This window comes from Amaricoccus tamworthensis, from assembly GCF_049800875.1.
Classification (GTDB): domain Bacteria; phylum Pseudomonadota; class Alphaproteobacteria; order Rhodobacterales; family Rhodobacteraceae; genus Amaricoccus; species Amaricoccus tamworthensis.
The window spans coordinates 41,932-57,324 of record NZ_JBNAFV010000022.1; the positions used below are offsets into that span (position 1 = coordinate 41,932).

Annotated in this window: 16 protein-coding genes; 2 read left to right on the forward strand and 14 right to left on the reverse strand. The window is 57.0% G+C overall.

Annotation, left to right across the window (positions count from 1 at the left end):
* Window positions 1–7: 7 nt before the first annotated feature.
* The 3 genes from ACP15P_RS21435 to ACP15P_RS21445 all read right to left on the reverse strand — a co-directional run bounded on the left by ACP15P_RS21435 (window position 8) and on the right by ACP15P_RS21445 (window position 2,341).
* Window positions 8–949 (reverse strand): hypothetical protein, encoded by a 942-nt coding sequence (locus ACP15P_RS21435; RefSeq protein ID WP_424930513.1) that lies wholly within the window; start codon window positions 947–949, stop codon window positions 8–10.
* A gap of 61 nt (window positions 950–1,010) precedes the next feature.
* Complete coding sequence (locus ACP15P_RS21440; protein ID WP_424930514.1) at window positions 1,011–1,856, reverse strand: EamA family transporter; 846 nt, start codon at window positions 1,854–1,856, stop codon at window positions 1,011–1,013.
* A gap of 41 nt (window positions 1,857–1,897) precedes the next feature.
* On the reverse strand, window positions 1,898–2,341 hold the full coding sequence (locus ACP15P_RS21445) for an RbsD/FucU family protein (protein ID WP_424930515.1): 444 nt from the start codon (window positions 2,339–2,341) through the stop codon (window positions 1,898–1,900).
* Window positions 2,342–2,512: 171 nt separating this feature from the next.
* On the opposite strand from ACP15P_RS21445, the gene ACP15P_RS21450 reads away from it, so the two are divergent.
* Window positions 2,513–3,541: an aldo/keto reductase gene (locus tag ACP15P_RS21450; protein ID WP_424930516.1), complete on the forward strand. Its 1,029-nt coding sequence runs from the start codon at window positions 2,513–2,515 to the stop codon at window positions 3,539–3,541.
* A gap of 39 nt (window positions 3,542–3,580) precedes the next feature.
* Here ACP15P_RS21450 and ACP15P_RS21455 read toward each other — a convergent pair whose 3' ends face one another.
* The 9 genes from ACP15P_RS21455 to ACP15P_RS21495 all read right to left on the reverse strand — a co-directional run bounded on the left by ACP15P_RS21455 (window position 3,581) and on the right by ACP15P_RS21495 (window position 12,175).
* A complete protein-coding gene (locus tag ACP15P_RS21455) occupies window positions 3,581–4,129 on the reverse strand; it encodes a chemotaxis protein CheD (RefSeq protein ID WP_424930517.1) in 549 nt (182 codons plus the stop codon).
* Entirely contained in the window at window positions 4,126–5,163 is a 1,038-nt protein-coding gene (locus tag ACP15P_RS21460; RefSeq protein ID WP_424930518.1) for a protein-glutamate methylesterase/protein-glutamine glutaminase, read from the reverse strand. The genes ACP15P_RS21455 and ACP15P_RS21460 overlap by 4 nt, the downstream gene beginning before the upstream one ends.
* A gap of 43 nt (window positions 5,164–5,206) precedes the next feature.
* Window positions 5,207–7,102, reverse strand: coding sequence for a methyl-accepting chemotaxis protein (locus ACP15P_RS21465; protein ID WP_424930519.1), 1,896 nt, complete (start codon window positions 7,100–7,102; stop codon window positions 5,207–5,209).
* A gap of 353 nt (window positions 7,103–7,455) precedes the next feature.
* The gene (locus ACP15P_RS21470) at window positions 7,456–7,842 is read right to left on the reverse strand and encodes a hypothetical protein (RefSeq protein WP_424930520.1); all 387 of its coding nucleotides are present in this window, start codon (window positions 7,840–7,842) and stop codon (window positions 7,456–7,458) included.
* An 81-nt stretch (window positions 7,843–7,923) separates the two neighbouring features.
* On the reverse strand, window positions 7,924–8,802 hold the full coding sequence (locus ACP15P_RS21475) for a CheR family methyltransferase (protein ID WP_424930521.1): 879 nt from the start codon (window positions 8,800–8,802) through the stop codon (window positions 7,924–7,926).
* Entirely contained in the window at window positions 8,799–9,269 is a 471-nt protein-coding gene (locus ACP15P_RS21480) for a chemotaxis protein CheW (protein ID WP_424930522.1), read from the reverse strand. Before ACP15P_RS21480 ends, ACP15P_RS21475 begins: the two co-directional genes overlap by 4 nt.
* 4 nt (window positions 9,270–9,273) lie before the next feature.
* Window positions 9,274–11,466, reverse strand: coding sequence for a chemotaxis protein CheA (locus ACP15P_RS21485; RefSeq protein WP_424930523.1), 2,193 nt, complete (start codon window positions 11,464–11,466; stop codon window positions 9,274–9,276).
* Window positions 11,467–11,489: 23 nt separating this feature from the next.
* Window positions 11,490–11,858, reverse strand: coding sequence for a response regulator (locus tag ACP15P_RS21490; RefSeq protein ID WP_424930524.1), 369 nt, complete (start codon window positions 11,856–11,858; stop codon window positions 11,490–11,492).
* On the reverse strand, window positions 11,855–12,175 hold the full coding sequence (locus tag ACP15P_RS21495) for an STAS domain-containing protein (protein ID WP_424930525.1): 321 nt from the start codon (window positions 12,173–12,175) through the stop codon (window positions 11,855–11,857). The genes ACP15P_RS21490 and ACP15P_RS21495 overlap by 4 nt, the downstream gene beginning before the upstream one ends.
* A gap of 459 nt (window positions 12,176–12,634) precedes the next feature.
* Here ACP15P_RS21495 and ACP15P_RS21500 point away from each other — a divergent pair, with 459 nt between their 5' ends.
* The gene (locus ACP15P_RS21500; RefSeq protein WP_424930526.1) at window positions 12,635–13,012 is read left to right on the forward strand and encodes a response regulator; all 378 of its coding nucleotides are present in this window, start codon (window positions 12,635–12,637) and stop codon (window positions 13,010–13,012) included.
* Between the two features lie 175 nt (window positions 13,013–13,187).
* On the opposite strand, the gene ACP15P_RS21505 is transcribed toward ACP15P_RS21500, so the two are convergent.
* On the reverse strand, window positions 13,188–14,141 hold the full coding sequence (locus tag ACP15P_RS21505; RefSeq protein ID WP_424930527.1) for a FliM/FliN family flagellar motor switch protein: 954 nt from the start codon (window positions 14,139–14,141) through the stop codon (window positions 13,188–13,190).
* Window positions 14,142–14,349: 208 nt separating this feature from the next.
* A protein-coding gene (locus ACP15P_RS21510) for an IS630 family transposase (RefSeq protein ID WP_424926437.1) occupies window positions 14,350–15,310 on the reverse strand; the annotation gives its coding sequence in 2 pieces (ribosomal slippage) (window positions 14,350–14,964 and window positions 14,966–15,310; 960 coding nt in all).
* Between the last annotated feature and the right edge of the window lie 83 nt (window positions 15,311–15,393).

The following is a 15,393-nucleotide window of genomic DNA, read 5'->3' on the forward strand; positions in this document are numbered from 1 at the left end:
GGCCCGTCTATAATGCAGACGAGATGAGGTCGACCAGCGAAGCCGATGACCCCAACAGCAGCGGTGCCAGTACTGCGAGGATGCGCGACAGTCGTTTGCGCAAACTTTCGCCGCCCAGGGTCTGCGGGACTTCCGCTTGACCGCCCGAGTGTACTCTGTGGCGAAGTAGAAGATGCGCTGGACCGAAAATTGCGATCAGCGTTAGAGTGAACACCATACCCCAAAACATCGTCATACCCTGCGCGAACCCCGAGATCAGTGTGCGGGACGTGTCGTCCTCAACGACTGACAGGGGTAACTGGTAGAACAGCATCAGGCTCAGTGTGCTTGTCACGAGGACGAAGACGGTTGCCTGAAATGCCGTCTCAATGAGATGCATACGGTTGTGGATTTCGTCAGACGAGTCCGTAACTTCTTCCTTCAGCGGATCGCCTACCGTGCTGATCGCTGCTGAGGCAAATGCGGCTGCAACGAGACCGAAAACGTAAGGCAGGACCGCGAACCAGGCAAACATGCTCAGGCCGGGTTCCGTGCATCCTCCCGGTAATATGTGCTCCGCTACATTCGAGGGCTGTATGATGGAGCAGATGCTGCGATAGGTCAGATTCAGGGGGCCGTCGAAGGCGGCCTGCCGTGCCATGATGTTTAACAGCCCGAGGATTAAAATGGATACCGCAAGTACCACCCATGTGCGTCGACGGATGGTTTCGTCCATCCGTTGAATGAACCTTGCCATCATCGCCATCACCACGAGGCATGCCATGAGATGAAACAAGCCGATGGAAACGTAGACGATCAGGCTGTTGAAAAAACGCACGTCGCCGTGAGAGGGGAAATACCTTTCGATTCCGAGTGATTGGAAAAGTTCACGAAAGCCGTCCGCATACAGCATGTCTAGTGCCACGAAGGACAGGATCAGTGGTGCGACCGGCAACACGGTCCAGATCATCCACGTGCGGTTTTCGATACGAAATCCTCCTGCTCTCTTTAGGTTGCTCTCGATGGGCTTTTCATCGCGCGAAGCGAAGCAGGGCGGCGCCGCAGAGTGTTGCCATTGTAGAGGCAACCTTCAGCAGGTTTAACGGTTCGCGCAGTACGAAAACCCCAATGAGCAGCGCGAAGACAATACTGGTCTCGCGCAAAGCCGTGACCAGTGCAATCGGAGCCTGGGTAAAAGCCCAGACCACAAGGGCGTAGGCCGCGAATGATGCGCCGCCGCCAATGACGGTCAGTTTTTTGCCCACTTTTGGTAATTGCGCGAGCGTTTCAGGTTTGGTGAGCCCCATGAATATAAAATAGACAATCAGGTTGCCCATGGCCGCCCAGCAGTAGAACCCAAGCGCTGTACCGGCCAGGCGGGCGCCAGATCCGTCGATGATCGAATATGAGGCTATAAACGCGCCGGTCATCAATGCGAGCAGTGTTGCGGTTCCGTTTTTCTGTCCCGCGCCGCTGCGAACCAGCCCGAGGCTGGCGATACCCGCAACGATCAATGCGACGGCGAAAAGTTGGACACCATCGAAATGAACGCCCAGAACCAGAACCGAGAACAGTGTTACCAGGAGTGGCGCACTGCCCCGTGCGAGAGGATAAACCTGGGTCAGATCACCGATCCGGTAGGAATAGAGCAGAAACAGCTGGTAGCCGATATGGAGAAAAATGCTGGCCCCTATATAGGGCCAGCTTTCGGCTGCGGGCAGGGGGAGCAGGGGTGCCAGGAGCAGGCCCGGAATACCCTGACCCAACACGATTGCGGCCATGCCAAGGAATTTGTCCTCGCCACTTTTGACCAGCGCGTTCCACACCGCATGAAGCCCCGCAGCGAAAAGAACGACAAGAAAAACCGTGGTGGTCATATGGCGGCAAGGCTTCCTTTAGAGGCGAAGTAGTGCTCGTGTCACTCGTCCGGAGCGACAACTCCCATCCGCAGGGCGAAACAGCCGTAGAAGCGGCGCTCTCCGGTCTGGATGACGGCAAAAGCATTTTTGGCCCGCTCGTAGAAAGCGTAGCGCTCAATCGAGTTCAGTGTGAAATCCCCGACCGCGTCGATCTTCTCCTTCACCTCCTGCTGAACAGGCTCCAGTCGGTCCGGATCACCGACCACCTCCATGCGTGCGACGGTATCGTCAACGAATGTGTCCAGCGGATACACCGAAAGAATTGCCTCCGCCACCCGCGCGGCCGGCGCATCAATGCGCAGGAGCTTTCCCCATGAGGTCAGTTTCGCCACACTCGATGCCGGAAAGTTCGTGTCTACGATCACCAGATCGTCCCCATGTCCCATCGACCGAAGAGCATGCAGCACTTCCGCGTTCAGCAGCGGATCAATTCCCTTGAGCAAATCGTACCTCCCTGTTTTTGCGAATGTTATGCCCGGTCAGACAGGAAGGCAATTGAAGCTTTCGGCCGGTGTGTGGGCCGGCTGTCAGCACGGAATACGGGTTGGAACCTCCGGTGATTCAGTGAATATTGCCGCAGCAATAAGCAACGATATCCGGAACTGGAGGAACTCATGGGGTTTGGAACGCGACACTGGGACAGGCTTGGCAACGGTGGTCTGACTTTCACCGAACTGGGGTTCGGCACGGCCCCGCTGGGAAACCTTTACCGTGCCATCAGTGACGATGACGCAAATGCAATTTTGAAAGCCGCATGGGAAGGTGGTGTTCGCTATTATGATACGGCACCTCTATATGGGCTCGGTTTGTCGGAGACGCGCCTGAACCGCTTCCTCCGGGGTAAACCGCGCGATGAGTATGTTCTCTCCACCAAAATCGGACGCCTGTTGGAGGTGTGCCCGCCGGAGCAGCGCGAGGGGCATGGCAAGTGGTTTGAGGTTCCAAACCGCCGGGAAGTCTTTGACTATACCCATGACGGCATCATGCGCTCCGTGGAGTTTTCGCTCGAGCGGATGGGCGTGGACCGGATCGATATTCTCTTTGCCCATGACATCGATATTTTCAGCCGTGGCAGCCAGGAGGTGGTGGACGCCACGCTCGATGAGTTGATGAACAGTGGCTACAGGGCACTGACCAGGTTGCGTGACGAGGGAACCATCAAGGCGTTCGGGGCAGGGGTCAATGAGTGGCAGCCCTGCCAGGCGATGGCGGAGCGTGGAGACTTCGACCTTTTCCTCCTTGCAGGGCGCTATACCCTGCTCGAGCAGGAAGCACTTGAGAGCTTTTTGCCACTTTGCGAGGAGAGGGGCATCGGAATTGTGCTGGGTGGGCCGTACAATTCCGGGGTTCTTGCGACCGGACCCGTGCCAGGCGCGATGTATAATTACGATCCGGCGCCGGATGATATACTCACGAAGGTTGGGAAAATTGAGGCTGTCTGCCGCGCGTACAATACTCCGCTAATTTCCGCGGCCTTCCAGTTTCCGCTGCAACACCCATCGGTCGTTTCCGTGATTCCGGGTGGTCAGAGCGTTGAGCAGATGCACAGCAACATCCAGGTTGCGGGACAGAAAGTTCCCACGGAACTTTGGCAGGATCTCAAGGCCAAAAACCTGATGCACCAGGACGCGCCTGTATCCTGACACCGGCTTGGGGGCTCGGTGATCGTCTGATCCCCCTGCCTAGAAGAGTTCCACGTCGTTGCCGAGTGCGGGTTTCGGTTTGGGCGGCACAACCGGTGCCACATCGGCTGCGGCGCCGAGCAGCATCTGTCTGGCAAGGCCCGAGCGGGGCCAGAACCGGATGCGACGGGCCTTGTTGCCTCCGATGCTTTCACCCACGCACTTGATGCCTTCGTTCCGCAGAAACCGCCGTGCAAACTCGCCGTTATTCTGGCCGATGTCGGACAGACCGGCGACCATGCGTGCGCCGCCGAAGATTTTCGCCTCGAGGCGTTCCTTGCTGGCTCCGGCCCGAAGCAGCGCGTTGATCAGGAGCTCCATTGACTGGGCGCCATAGATGACCTGGTCGGAACTGTTGGATTTTGAATCGGGCAGGAGAAAATGGTTCATGCCTCCAACGCCGGTCACCGGGTCGCGCAAACACGCCGCAACGCATGATCCCAGTACGGTGGTGAGCACCGCGTCATCATCATCGGCTACTGCAAACTCACCCTGAATCACATGGATGAGTTTTAGTGGGGGGTCGTCCATTCTGACGGCAGTGCTCATGTAGCTTTCCTTCTGTTACCGGCAGTACAGAGTGACAGGGCAGCCGCGGGTATCTCGCCCAGTGGAAGCTGTATCTCCACTGCGCCGAGTTCGTGGGCGGCACGCGGCATTCCGTAAACGAGGCTGCTCGCCTGGTTTTGGCCGATGGTTGACGCTCCCCTGTTTCGAAGTTCAAGCAGTCCGGCGGCACCGTCCCGGCCCATTCCGGTGAGGATGATGCCGACCACATTTGGTCCCTGTCTTGCAAGCGAGCTGAAAAGTGCATCCACCGATGGCCGGTGTCCCGTGATGGGGTCACCTTCCCGCAATTGGCAGACGAGTTTGCCCGATCCACCGATCTCGAGATGTGCGCTGCCACCTGGGGCTATGTAAACCTGTCCGTTTTCCAGCGGCGCGCCATTCCAGGCTTCTGCCACACGGGGCGCACACTGGTTGTCAAGGCGTTGCGCAAAACTGCCCGTGAAGCTTGCCGGCATGTGCTGGGTGATGACTGTGGGTGGGCAGTGGGCTGGGAAGGCGGAGAGCAGCGAGCTCAGGGCGTCCACGCCACCCGTGGACGCGCCGACCGCGATGATTCTTCCGTTGGGACTGAAGTCGCTACTGCCGGGTTTGTGCTGGACGCGGTTTGCGAGGGTTCGCGGTGTCGTTTGTGCCGCGGCCTTAATCTTCTCACTGAGTTCCCTGAAGGCATCGAGCGGGTGACCCTCTGCGGGTTTTGGAACACAGTCGAACGCGCCCGTCGACAAAGCCTCAATGGATGCCGCCGCGCCTTCGGCCACTTCCGCTGAAACCATGATTACGGGAGTAGGGCGCAGCCGCATGATCTTTTCGAGAAACTCCAGCCCGTTCATTCTCGGCATATTGACGTCGAGCGTTATGACGTCAGGAGACTGCGCCTTGATGACCTCGCGGGCCTCATAGGGGTCGGCAGCCTCACCAACGACCTCAATCTCGCTGTCGCGGCTCAGGCAACCTCTGATGATCGTCCGCATGGTCGCGGAGTCATCGACAATTACTACCCTGACCCGACCCATCTGTTTCCTCTATGACTGGAGTTTGATTGGCATTTTTAAGAACTTAGAAGTCTTCCCAGTCATCGACCGGATGACGTGGTTCCAGTGCCAGGGCCGAAGACCCATTGGTTGCTGGAGTGGGCATTGGGGCCGGCTTCGGTTTGGGTGGCACCGGCGCGGCGGCTTTCGGAGCAGCAGGCGGTGTCACCGTCACCGGTTTTGCTGGTGCTGCCGCTGGTTTTGCCGCTGCGGCGTCCCTCTGCGCTTTTTTGACGGTTTCGACGTATTTCGTTTTGAAGTCACTCACGAGTTTCGCCAGATCATCTGCATCGCTCTTGAGCGCCCGGCTTGCGGCCGTAGATTCCTCAACCATGGCCGCGTTCTGCTGGGTAACCTGATCAAGCTGGTTCACGGCGGTGTTGATTTCGGTCAGTCCAACGGCCTGTTCCTTTGCCGAGACGGCGATCTCATCCACAAGTGCGCTTACGCCCTTCACGGATTCCACGATTGTCTTGAGCGCCTTGCCGGTTTCCTGAACGAGTTCGACACCGCGGCCAACCTGTTCGCTGCTGGTTGTGATCAGGGTTTTGATTTCCTTCGCAGCGTTGGATGACCGTTGGGCGAGGGCGCGAACCTCGGACGCCACAACGGCAAAGCCACGACCGGCATCCCCGGCTCTGGCGGCTTCAACCCCGGCATTCAGGGCGAGGAGGTTCGTCTGGAAAGCAATGTCGTCGATTACCCCGATAATCTGCGAAATGTGGTCCGAAGATTTTTCAATCTCGTTCATTGCATCTATGGCGGTGTCAACGATCCGGCCGCTTTCCTCGGCGTTGCGTTTGGTCGTCTCCGCATCGGAATTCGCCTTTTCGGCACCCTCGGCCGCCGTTTTCACGCTCGCGGTCAACTGTTCAAGCGAAGCCGCCGTTTCCTCAAGCGCGGCCGCCTGGTTCTCCGTGCGGTGCGAAAGGTCGGAAGATGCGGAGGCCAGCTGGTCGGATTCCCACAGAATGCTGTTGGAGGAGTTCACGACCGCCGCAATTGCGTCATCCAGCTTTTTTGCCACGAAGTTGAAGTTCTTGCGGAGATAGTCGTACTCGCAGTCGGATTTGGATTTCATGCGGACCGTGAGATCGCCGGACGCGAGAGACTTCAGGGCCTGATCAACTTCTCCGACCAGAGCGGTTGTCTGCTCATCTGCGGCCGGTTTGGACGATGGCAGGGGAGCGGCTTCCACCTGTTCCGCGCCCACAAATACGGTCTGATGGAAACGGCCTTTGGCGTCATTCAAGCCGCTGAAGCCACCCCGAAGGGTTCTGGTTGCCCCGTGTCCATCAGCGAATACAAGCGTTCCCGAAGCGGCCTTGCCGGATGCGGCGGCGGCCCACATGTTTTGGAACGCATTGCTATCCGCAAAACGTTCGTCCAGCCGGGCCGCCAATGCGGTGCCTGCAATCTCCGAATCCTCAATGCCGAGGCATTTCAGGAAATTCTGGTTGGCGTAGCGAATGCTCCCGTCCGGATTAACGGAGAATACGCATTGCGCAGCGTGGAGGGCCTCGTAGAATTCCATCTGGTTGGTCGTAGTTGAGCCTTTTTCCCAAAGTGCCTTTTGCACTTTCGCAAGACCCTTGCTGATCTGACCAAACTCGTCAGCGTCATAGGTGTCCGAGAGTGTGTCGAGTTTGTTGTTTTCGAGGTCATCCACCCGCGATTTCAGTCGTTTGGCGCTACCCGACAACAACAGACCAAGTCCTGCGGCGGCGGCAAGAACTATCAGTACGGCCACAATTACATCGACGAAAGGGAATCCAACGGATGCCGATTCCGCTGAAGCTGAGGCAGCTTTGCCAACGGCAGCGTTCCGCTCCAACAGCATCAGGCCGATGGCAACCAGTCCAGCGGCTGCTGAAACCGAGAAGACCTTGGGAAACACGGGGAGATCGCGGACGAATTTCATGGGTACGCCTTTCACTCAATACCTGCGAAGGCATTGGCAAAGTTACTGAACTCTTGGAAGCCGGGGAGGAGTGTCCGGGCAGTGTCACGCGTGCATTCAGTTTCTGAAATTCTGATAGACACGATGATCTGTCCCTGCGACGCCGGTTTACGCTACATGGACCGGGCCCCGTAAAAACCCGTGAGGGAGGACTCGGTCGTCCGCGCCATGTAAGGGCAGTAAGGTAAAAGGCCCATTAATCATGACAGGCTTTCGGACGCCTTTGGCATTTTGCCCCGGCCGATCACGAAAAAGGGCCGATCATGATAATGATCGACCCGACAGTCCGTGATTTGTTTTAAAATCCAGAGGCCTTAGAGAGGATCGAAGAAATATTCTCCATCCTCACCGTTTTCTGCCGGCGTCGGATCGCCAGCCAGACGATGCGCGAGATCTTTCAAATGCAGGTCGCCGGTCGCGTCGTTTTTCGACATGCCCAGATTTCCGGGAACACTGGCACTAAGTTTGTCGGCAAAAGCTGACAGGTCGCCAAGGATCTGGGCAAGGTAATCCATACGCTGAAGCTTGAAAATCGCGTCGCAGGGTTTGTCGCCCAGGGCCTCAACCACCTCATGGATCGTATCCTGGACGCCAAGGGCCGCCTGCTGTGCCTGAGCCAGTTCCTCAGAAAGCGCGCGCAGTGCGTCATTGATGTGTAAGTTCGAACCCGCCGGGTCCGGCTGCCACGAAAGTTCAGTCATTTGTAGCCCCCAAAAACCTGGGCTCCGCGCCTTCGTCGCGAAACCCACCCCGCCCCACACGGGATGTCAGATCGCCGGCAATCAGACCTTGCGGTAGGTTGTCACACCAGCGGTTTCAAACAGTGGTACCTCAAGAGTGTTGATACGTTCTGAATGACCCACGAACAAATATCCTCCGGGCATCAGTTTCTCGGCAAAGCCATCGAATATGTTGATCTCCAGTTCGTGCTCAAAATAGATGACCACGTTACGGCAGAAGATGAAGTCAAACCTGCCCTTCATCGGCCAGGGACCGGTAAGGTTCAGTTGTTTGAAGGAAATCAATTTTCTGGGTTCCGGACGAACCGTATACATCCGGTCCTCGCCATTTCCGCTGACCTCGAAGAATGAGTTTTTCTGGGCGTCGGTCACCCCTTCCATGAGGTTGATCCCGTATTTGCCCTTCTCAGCCGTCGAGAGCACGACATGGTCAAGGTCGGTAGCGAGAATCTTGATGTCGTGGCGCAGTGCGTCGGGCATCATTTCAAGAATCGTCATGGCGATGCAGTAGGGTTCCTGGCCGGTGGAACAGCCAGCGGACCAAATACGCACCCGGCCGCCGGCGCGGGCGCGCTCAATCAGCGGTGGAAGTACGCGGGTCTTTAGGTCCTCAAAGTGATGCGGTTCGCGGTAAAACCGCGTCACATTCGTAGTGATGGCAGAAATCAGGTTGGGACGCTCGTCCAGTGCCGCGGCATCGGTCCCGCTGACGAGTTTGCAGTAAGCCGAAAACGAATGCATTCGAAGAATGCGAAGCCGCTTGGCCAGCCTTGCCTGAACCAGGGTTTTTTTGCTTGGTGGCAGGGAGATGCCGGTCATACCCTGTACGAGTGCGGCTAGCTTGTTGAAGTCTGCTTCAGAGAGGGCGTCCTCAACTACGTCCGTCGGGGCGAACTCCGACGGACTGCTTGTGATGTTCACGCGGCTTCTCCGAGCGCTTTGGGAAAGATGCGTGCCAGGTCAAGGATACGGATCATGCGGTCATCAATTGACATGATACCCTCGACATAACCCTGGGAGCTCTCCGCACCCATGGTGGGCGTGGGTTGGATGTCGTTCTGTGAAACGGTCAAAATGTCCGACACGCCATCGACAACGAGTCCAATCAACTGGGATTCGACCATCGCTACTATAATGACGTCGCGGGCCGTGGCCTCGCGTGCCGGAAGACCAAGGCGTTCGGCCAGATCCATTATTGGCAGAACCGCGCCCCGCAGGTTGATGAGACCCCGAACATAGTGCGGAGAATGGGGCAGGGGCGTCGGCTGGGTCCAGCCACGGATTTCACGAATGTTCATGATGTCGATACAGAAATCCTGTTCCGACAGTCGAAATGTCACGATCTCCCGGGATTGGGACACGTCAAATTCCTGTTCCTGGTCACTCATGGTACTATCCTGCTAGGGCGAATGAACTGTTGTGGGTGGGGCCGCCGCCTTGCGCGTCGTTGACAATGGCGTCCGGGTCGAGGATCAGAGCGATCCTTCCATCCCCAAGGATTGTGGCCGCGGCTATTCCGGAAACCTCGCCGTAGTTTTCCTCAAGGCCCTTGATTACAACCTGTCGCTGATCCTGAATCGAGTCGACGACGAGCGCGCGCTGGCCTCCGTCACTGGTCTCGATCAGAAGGATCACACGGTCGTTATAGTTCTCAAGTTTCGGCCCGAACCCGAGCTGATAGGCCACGTCGATGGTCGGTACGAACTCTCCGCGCACCTGAAGAACGGATTCACCGCTTCCAAGTGGGTGGATCTGTGCCTCTTCGGGTTTCAGCATTTCGAGGATGGCCGAGAGCGGGACCACGACCGTTTCCGATCCGACACTGACGATCATTCCATCCAGAATTGCCAGGGTCAGGGGCAGCGAGATGCTGAAGATCGTACCCTTGCCCGGATTGGAGGAAATGTTGATCCGTCCGCCAAGGCTCGCGATGGAGCGTTTAACAACGTCCATGCCGACGCCGCGGCCGGATAGGTCGGAGACCTTCTCCGCCGTAGAGAATCCCGGTAGGAAAAGAAGGTTGTCGATTTCGGAGTTGCTCAGTTGTGCATCCGGCGAAATCAAACCTTTGTCGACGGCAATCTGGAAAACCCTTTCGCGGTTGATCCCGGCCCCGTCGTCTGAAACCTCAATCAGAACCCGACCTGAACGGTGTTCCGCGATCAGGCTGACCGTGCCGACCTCATCTTTGCCCGCCGCCGTGCGTTTTTCCGGTGACTCGAGGCCATGGTCGACCGCATTGCGGATCATGTGCGTCAGCGGATCGGCAAGCCGTTCGATGACTGTTTTGTCGACCTCGGTCATCTCACCGTCGGAGACAATGTTTACCTTCTTGCCGGTTGCGTCGGCAGCCTCGCGTACAATCCTCGACATGCGCTGGAACAGAGATTTCACCGGTTGCGCACGAATGGCCAGAACGCTTTCCTGAACCTCTCGGGTCAGGTGTTTGAATTCCTCGAGACCGACAGCGATTGAGGTCGAATTCGCAAGACCCGACTCCACAACCGACTGCGAGAGCATGGCCTGATTGATTACAAGCTCGCCGACCAGGTTGATTAGGCGATCAACGCGGTCAAGGTCAACGCGAACGGTGGCGTTGCCACCGCCTTTAGCGGGTTCCCTAGCCTTCTCCGTTTTCGGCGCAGGCTTTTTGGCTGCGGCAGGTGCCGGTGTGGCTGAAGCTGGTTTTTCGGGGTCCGCTGACGCTGCAGGTGCATCGGCGGGAGCATCGGAAACCTGCGCAGGCGCGCTATCGGCCTGCGCCTGCGGCTTTGGGGCGGGGACGTCGACCTCCATGTCGGCTTCCGTTTCAGCAGTTTCAGGCTCTGCTGGTGCATTAACGCTGCTGATCACAAGATCACAGTCGCCTTCCACAAATTCGAAGACTTCCGCCAGACCGGCTTCCGTCGCTTCCGACTTGATTCGAATTTCCCAGCTCAGGAACGACTGACCAGGATCAATGTCCTCGATCTCCGGTATGGCCGAGATATCGCATTCGATCTCTGCGGGCTCATCTTCGACGGCCAGTTCGCAAAGGTCACGAATAAGAAGCGCGGGGTCGCTTCCGCGTTCGTAGAGTCCTGAATGCGGTTTGAATTTAACAAGGTAATTTGTGAAGGATGCGCCTCCATCCGCCTCTTCTGCTGCCGCAGGTTCTGCTACAGCCGCCGGTTCATCGGCGCTGGCATCGGCTGGACCTTCGTTCGCCAGGAGTGCCTGAAGTTTGACAATCTGGGCATCCGCGCGGGACTGGTCAAAGTCGGTACCGTCCTTACAGGCGTAAACCAGATCGTTAAGGATGTCGGCCGACCGCTGAAGCTCGGTCAGAACCTCGTCGGTGGGTTCCAGACGGTTCGAGCGCAGGGCATCCAGAACGGTTTCAAAGTTGTGGGCAAACCCGACAAGATCCTCAAGGCCGAACGCTCCAGCGCCACCTTTCATGGAGTGAACCGCGCGGAAAATCGTGGCTACGGTTTCAGCTTCGGTTGGATCTTCCAATAGCTGTTCGAGACCATCCTGCAGGGCTTCCAGAAGTTCTTCGCATTCCACGAAGAACATCTGTTTGATTTCCTCCATCGGATCCATGTGATCAGCGCCTCCTTGCGCAATCAGTTCGCGACACGCCGGATGGCGGCAATCAGTTTGTCCTTGTCGAACGGCTTTACGATCCAGCCGGTCGCGCCGGCATCGCGTGCCCGCATCTTGAGTTCCGGCGCACTTTCCGTCGTCAGGACGAGAATCGGCGTCCCACGGTAATTCTGCTGTTCACGCACACCCTCGATGAATCCGAATCCATCCAGCTTGGGCATGTTTATGTCGGTGATGATCACGTCCGGCGGCGTCATTTCCTTGAGTGTCTCGAGACCGTGGACACCGTCCTCCGCCAGCGACACATCAAAACCCTGCGGAGCAAGAGCTGCGTGCAGAAGATCCCGCATCGTTTTGGAATCATCAACGGCAAGGATATTCAAACTCATGATGTAGCCTCATTGGACTTGAAAGACTCGGGGCTGAGGCCAATTCGTTCCAGCGTTGTCAAAAACGCTTCTGAAGGATTAACCAGGTTAAGTTTGCACTGGTCCACGGTCCAGCTTTTCGCAGCGGCCAACAGGACCTGCACGGCGGCGGTAGAAAGCGATTCGACCCGGCTGGCGTCGACATCAACATCACGGCCCATGTGGGACTGGAGCTGCTGCGACAGTGCATCCGCCTGCGGCATCGATAGTTTGGGTTCCAATTCGATCAGCACGGTTCCACCGCTATCGGCTTCAACAGAAGTTTCGTCATTGGGCATTCGCCATCCATCCGTTTTTGCTTGCGTCGTTCGTCACGGGGAATCGATTGTGGCAGGGTCGGGGTCCGGACACGGATGGACAGGAAGCACCCGCGCTAAAAGCAAGTGAAACAGTTTCAATAAATGCACGGTGGAGTGTCATATTGGCCTGTTTTCCGTCTCGTTCTGTCTGTCTGGACTGAATGAACTGCGCCAATCCCGGTAACTACTGGTACTGGTCCATTTCCATAGACGTGTTGTTCGCAGGGCTTGCTTAAGAAACGATTACTCTGCCGAAACAGTTTTCCGGCCTGCATGTGGGGATGACAGGCCCAGTTGTCCGTTCATGTGAAAATGTCTGCGAACCTGCCGGTGCCTAGATTTTTACTTAATGAAGGCGTTTGTCTGCCCCACGGGTTTGTGACTTTTTAACGGTTGGTATCAGAAAACAGGGCACCAACTTCATAAAGAGTGAGAAACATGCCTGAAGCAAAAAGCCTGACAGCATTAGTAGTTGATGACCAGCAGACCATGCGTGCCATGGCCCGCCTGGTTCTCAAACAAATTGGCGTGTTGGACGTTGCGGTCGCCGCGAGCGCCGAAGCCGCGATTGAACAGATCGGCGGCAAGAAGTTTGACGTCGTTATCTCCGACCTCAACATGCCGGGCATGTCCGGTGTTGAGCTGGCCGAAAAGCTCAAGGCCGACCCCGCCACCAACGGCATTCCGTTTTTCCTGGCAACGTCCAAGGCCTATCAGGATCAGGCCGGCGAAAACGTGGATCACTTCGTCGCCAAGCCGTTTATGGTGCCCGATCTGAAGGAAGCCATTGAGACACATCTCGGAACGCTGACCTGAGCCGCAACCGCGGATAAATCATCGTCGCTCTTTAATCGAATTCCAGCCGGTTTCGAAACTTTTAGCGAAAATCGGACTGAAAAAAGAATACGGAACTGTTCAAACCGCCCCCAGGGGGGCGGTTTTTTTATGCGGTGTTGGGAGAGGGTATGGGCATCTCAAGGATGCCCATGGATCAGGTCAGACTGCGGCTGATCTGATCGGTGACACGATCATCCAGGTCTTCCTTAAGCTTGACGACCTTCTTGTCCTTGTACGCACCAAGACGTCCTGTCGCGATGACCGATTTTTTGGAGCCCGGATGGGACATTGTCAGTTCGACATTGTTGGTCGCATCATCCGGCAGCAGCAGATAATCGCCTTTGGCGAGATCCTGGATCTGGCCAATGCTCATTTTTTGTTTGTGGATAACGGCATCAATGCCCACAGGCGCAAGAGATGCCGCGCGGCGCATCTGTTTCTTCCACAGATCCCGGGGGCGGCTGTCCTCGGCTACAACATTTTCCTGCATCGAGGCATAAATAACATCGAGCGTCGCAAGCGGCAGCAATACCTGCATCATGCCCGATCGCGCGGCGTCGCCCATGTCCATGGCAATATTGAAGGCCAACAGGTCGACATAGTCTGCCGCATACCGCGTTTGCGTAATGTCCTGACGGATCTCCGTAATGGAGATCTTCTTTGTCATTGGTTTGCCAAACGCGGCGGTCAGGGCCGCGACAAATCCCTGCATCATTGCATCCATCGGAAGCCGGCACATGGAGGTGTCGATTTCGGTAAAGGACCGTGTAATCGCCATTGGTGCCGTGGAGGGATCGCCCCCGAGCATGAGGTCGACAAGGTGATAGGTGAAGTCCGTATCGAGAACCATCAAACCATTGATCGTCGCGTGTTCCACGTCGATGAAACCCAGCATGGACGGAACGGATATGTCCTGATTGGCTTCCGCTACCTTGATGATCTTGTTTTCAAGAACCATCGCACTGACCGTCGTCTTGATCAGGGGGCGCAGTTTTTCCTCAATCTGGCGGGCAAAGGTCTGGCCCAGCAGATCGGGATCGGGCAGCGGTGAGCGTGCGACACCGGTCTGATTAAGCTTCCGCTCCAGCAGGGTTTCACCAGCAGCCATTGATCCATCTCCATTTGAGTCCAATTGTATTAAAGAAGTTAATGGTTACTGAAACCTGAACGGTCTGCACCGCGCGGTGACAATCACCCCGGGAATCCGGCATACGGTAAGAAAAAGGCGGCAGGACATTTAATCCTGCCGCCGAAAATGGGTGGTGGTGGGTCGTTCGTTTGTGGATGGACCGAACCGATTCTAAAGCGTTTTGCGTTTAATCTGAGGCATACCCTGCAGCTTTGAGGAAATTCCAGCACTCCTGCGGGTCGAACAGATCGCAGATGTCTCCGAGCGCCTGAAACAATGTTTCAAAGGTTCTGGCGCCGATGCGTCGCAGGTGGGCTTTGAGCTTCGAGAAGGCCATTTCGATGGGATTGAGATCGGGACTGTATGCGGGCAGGAACAAGAACCAGCAGCCGCGCTCTTTCAGGGCTTGTGCCGCACGCGGGCTTTTGTGGGTGGACAGGTTGTCGAGGATCACAACTGTTCCGGGTTCGAGCGCCGGGGCCAGTTGGGTTTCGATGTAAGTGTCGAAGGCCGGACCGTTCATGGCTCCCTTGATCACCCACGGTGCGATCAGGGCATCCTGCGTCAGCCCTGCGATGAAGGTCTGCGTGCCCCATTTGCCAAAAGGTGCCCCGGCATAAAGCCGCTCACCGACAGGGGCCCGACCGCGCAACCGTGTGAGGTTCGTCTTCACGGCAGTTTCATCGATAAAAACCAGCCTGTGCGGCTCCGCGCGCATACGGGGCTGGCGGCGCTTGATCCAATCACGGCGGGCCTGGAGCAACGCCGGTCGGTCACGTTCCGCCGCGATCAGTCCTTTTTTTATATGACAGTCCGGCGCGTTCGAGCGCGCGGTGCAGCGAGGAGAGCTGTACTTCCACGCCATGTGTCTCTGCGAGGGCGGCGGCCAGTTCCTTGAGCGTGATGTCCGGTTCGGCCTGCACGATCTCCAGCAAAAAGTCCCGGTGCGGGGCGAGTTTGCCGAACCGGCCGGCGGTACGACCTTGCGGCTTGGGAACCGCCGTGCCGTGTTTACGGTGCTCCGCTGCCAATCGCACCGCCGTGGCTGCGCTCACACCGAACAGCCGCCCCGCTGAACGGGCCGAATTGCCCTTAGCGACGTAGGCGCAAATCCGTTCCCGAAGGTCCAAAGAGTAAGGTTTGCCCATGATCCACCTCCAAACAGAAGTGAATCAGACGAAGGCGGGCTTGTGAATCCCAATTCGATTCAGATCAAACGCAAACCGCTTTA

Bases quoted from the DNA above. Each gene is read 5' to 3' on its own strand.
- ACP15P_RS21465 (WP_424930519.1), bottom strand. From the start codon at position 7,102: ATGAAATTCGTCCGCGATCTCCCCGTGTTTCCCAAGGTCTTCTCGGTT.
- ACP15P_RS21435 (WP_424930513.1), bottom strand. From the start codon at position 949: ATGATCTGGACCGTGTTGCCGGTCGCACCACTGATCCTGTCCTTCGTG.
- ACP15P_RS21500 (WP_424930526.1), top strand. From the start codon at position 12,635: ATGCCTGAAGCAAAAAGCCTGACAGCATTAGTAGTTGATGACCAGCAG.
- ACP15P_RS21505 (WP_424930527.1), bottom strand. From the start codon at position 14,141: ATGGCTGCTGGTGAAACCCTGCTGGAGCGGAAGCTTAATCAGACCGGT.
- ACP15P_RS21490 (WP_424930524.1), bottom strand. From the start codon at position 11,858: ATGAGTTTGAATATCCTTGCCGTTGATGATTCCAAAACGATGCGGGAT.
- ACP15P_RS21485 (WP_424930523.1), bottom strand. From the start codon at position 11,466: ATGGATCCGATGGAGGAAATCAAACAGATGTTCTTCGTGGAATGCGAA.
- ACP15P_RS21495 (WP_424930525.1), bottom strand. From the start codon at position 12,175: ATGCCCAATGACGAAACTTCTGTTGAAGCCGATAGCGGTGGAACCGTG.
- ACP15P_RS21480 (WP_424930522.1), bottom strand. From the start codon at position 9,269: ATGAGTGACCAGGAACAGGAATTTGACGTGTCCCAATCCCGGGAGATC.
- ACP15P_RS21470 (WP_424930520.1), bottom strand. From the start codon at position 7,842: ATGACTGAACTTTCGTGGCAGCCGGACCCGGCGGGTTCGAACTTACAC.
- ACP15P_RS21450 (WP_424930516.1), top strand. From the start codon at position 2,513: ATGGGGTTTGGAACGCGACACTGGGACAGGCTTGGCAACGGTGGTCTG.
- ACP15P_RS21440 (WP_424930514.1), bottom strand. From the start codon at position 1,856: ATGACCACCACGGTTTTTCTTGTCGTTCTTTTCGCTGCGGGGCTTCAT.
- ACP15P_RS21460 (WP_424930518.1), bottom strand. From the start codon at position 5,163: ATGGGTCGGGTCAGGGTAGTAATTGTCGATGACTCCGCGACCATGCGG.
- ACP15P_RS21455 (WP_424930517.1), bottom strand. From the start codon at position 4,129: ATGAGCACTGCCGTCAGAATGGACGACCCCCCACTAAAACTCATCCAT.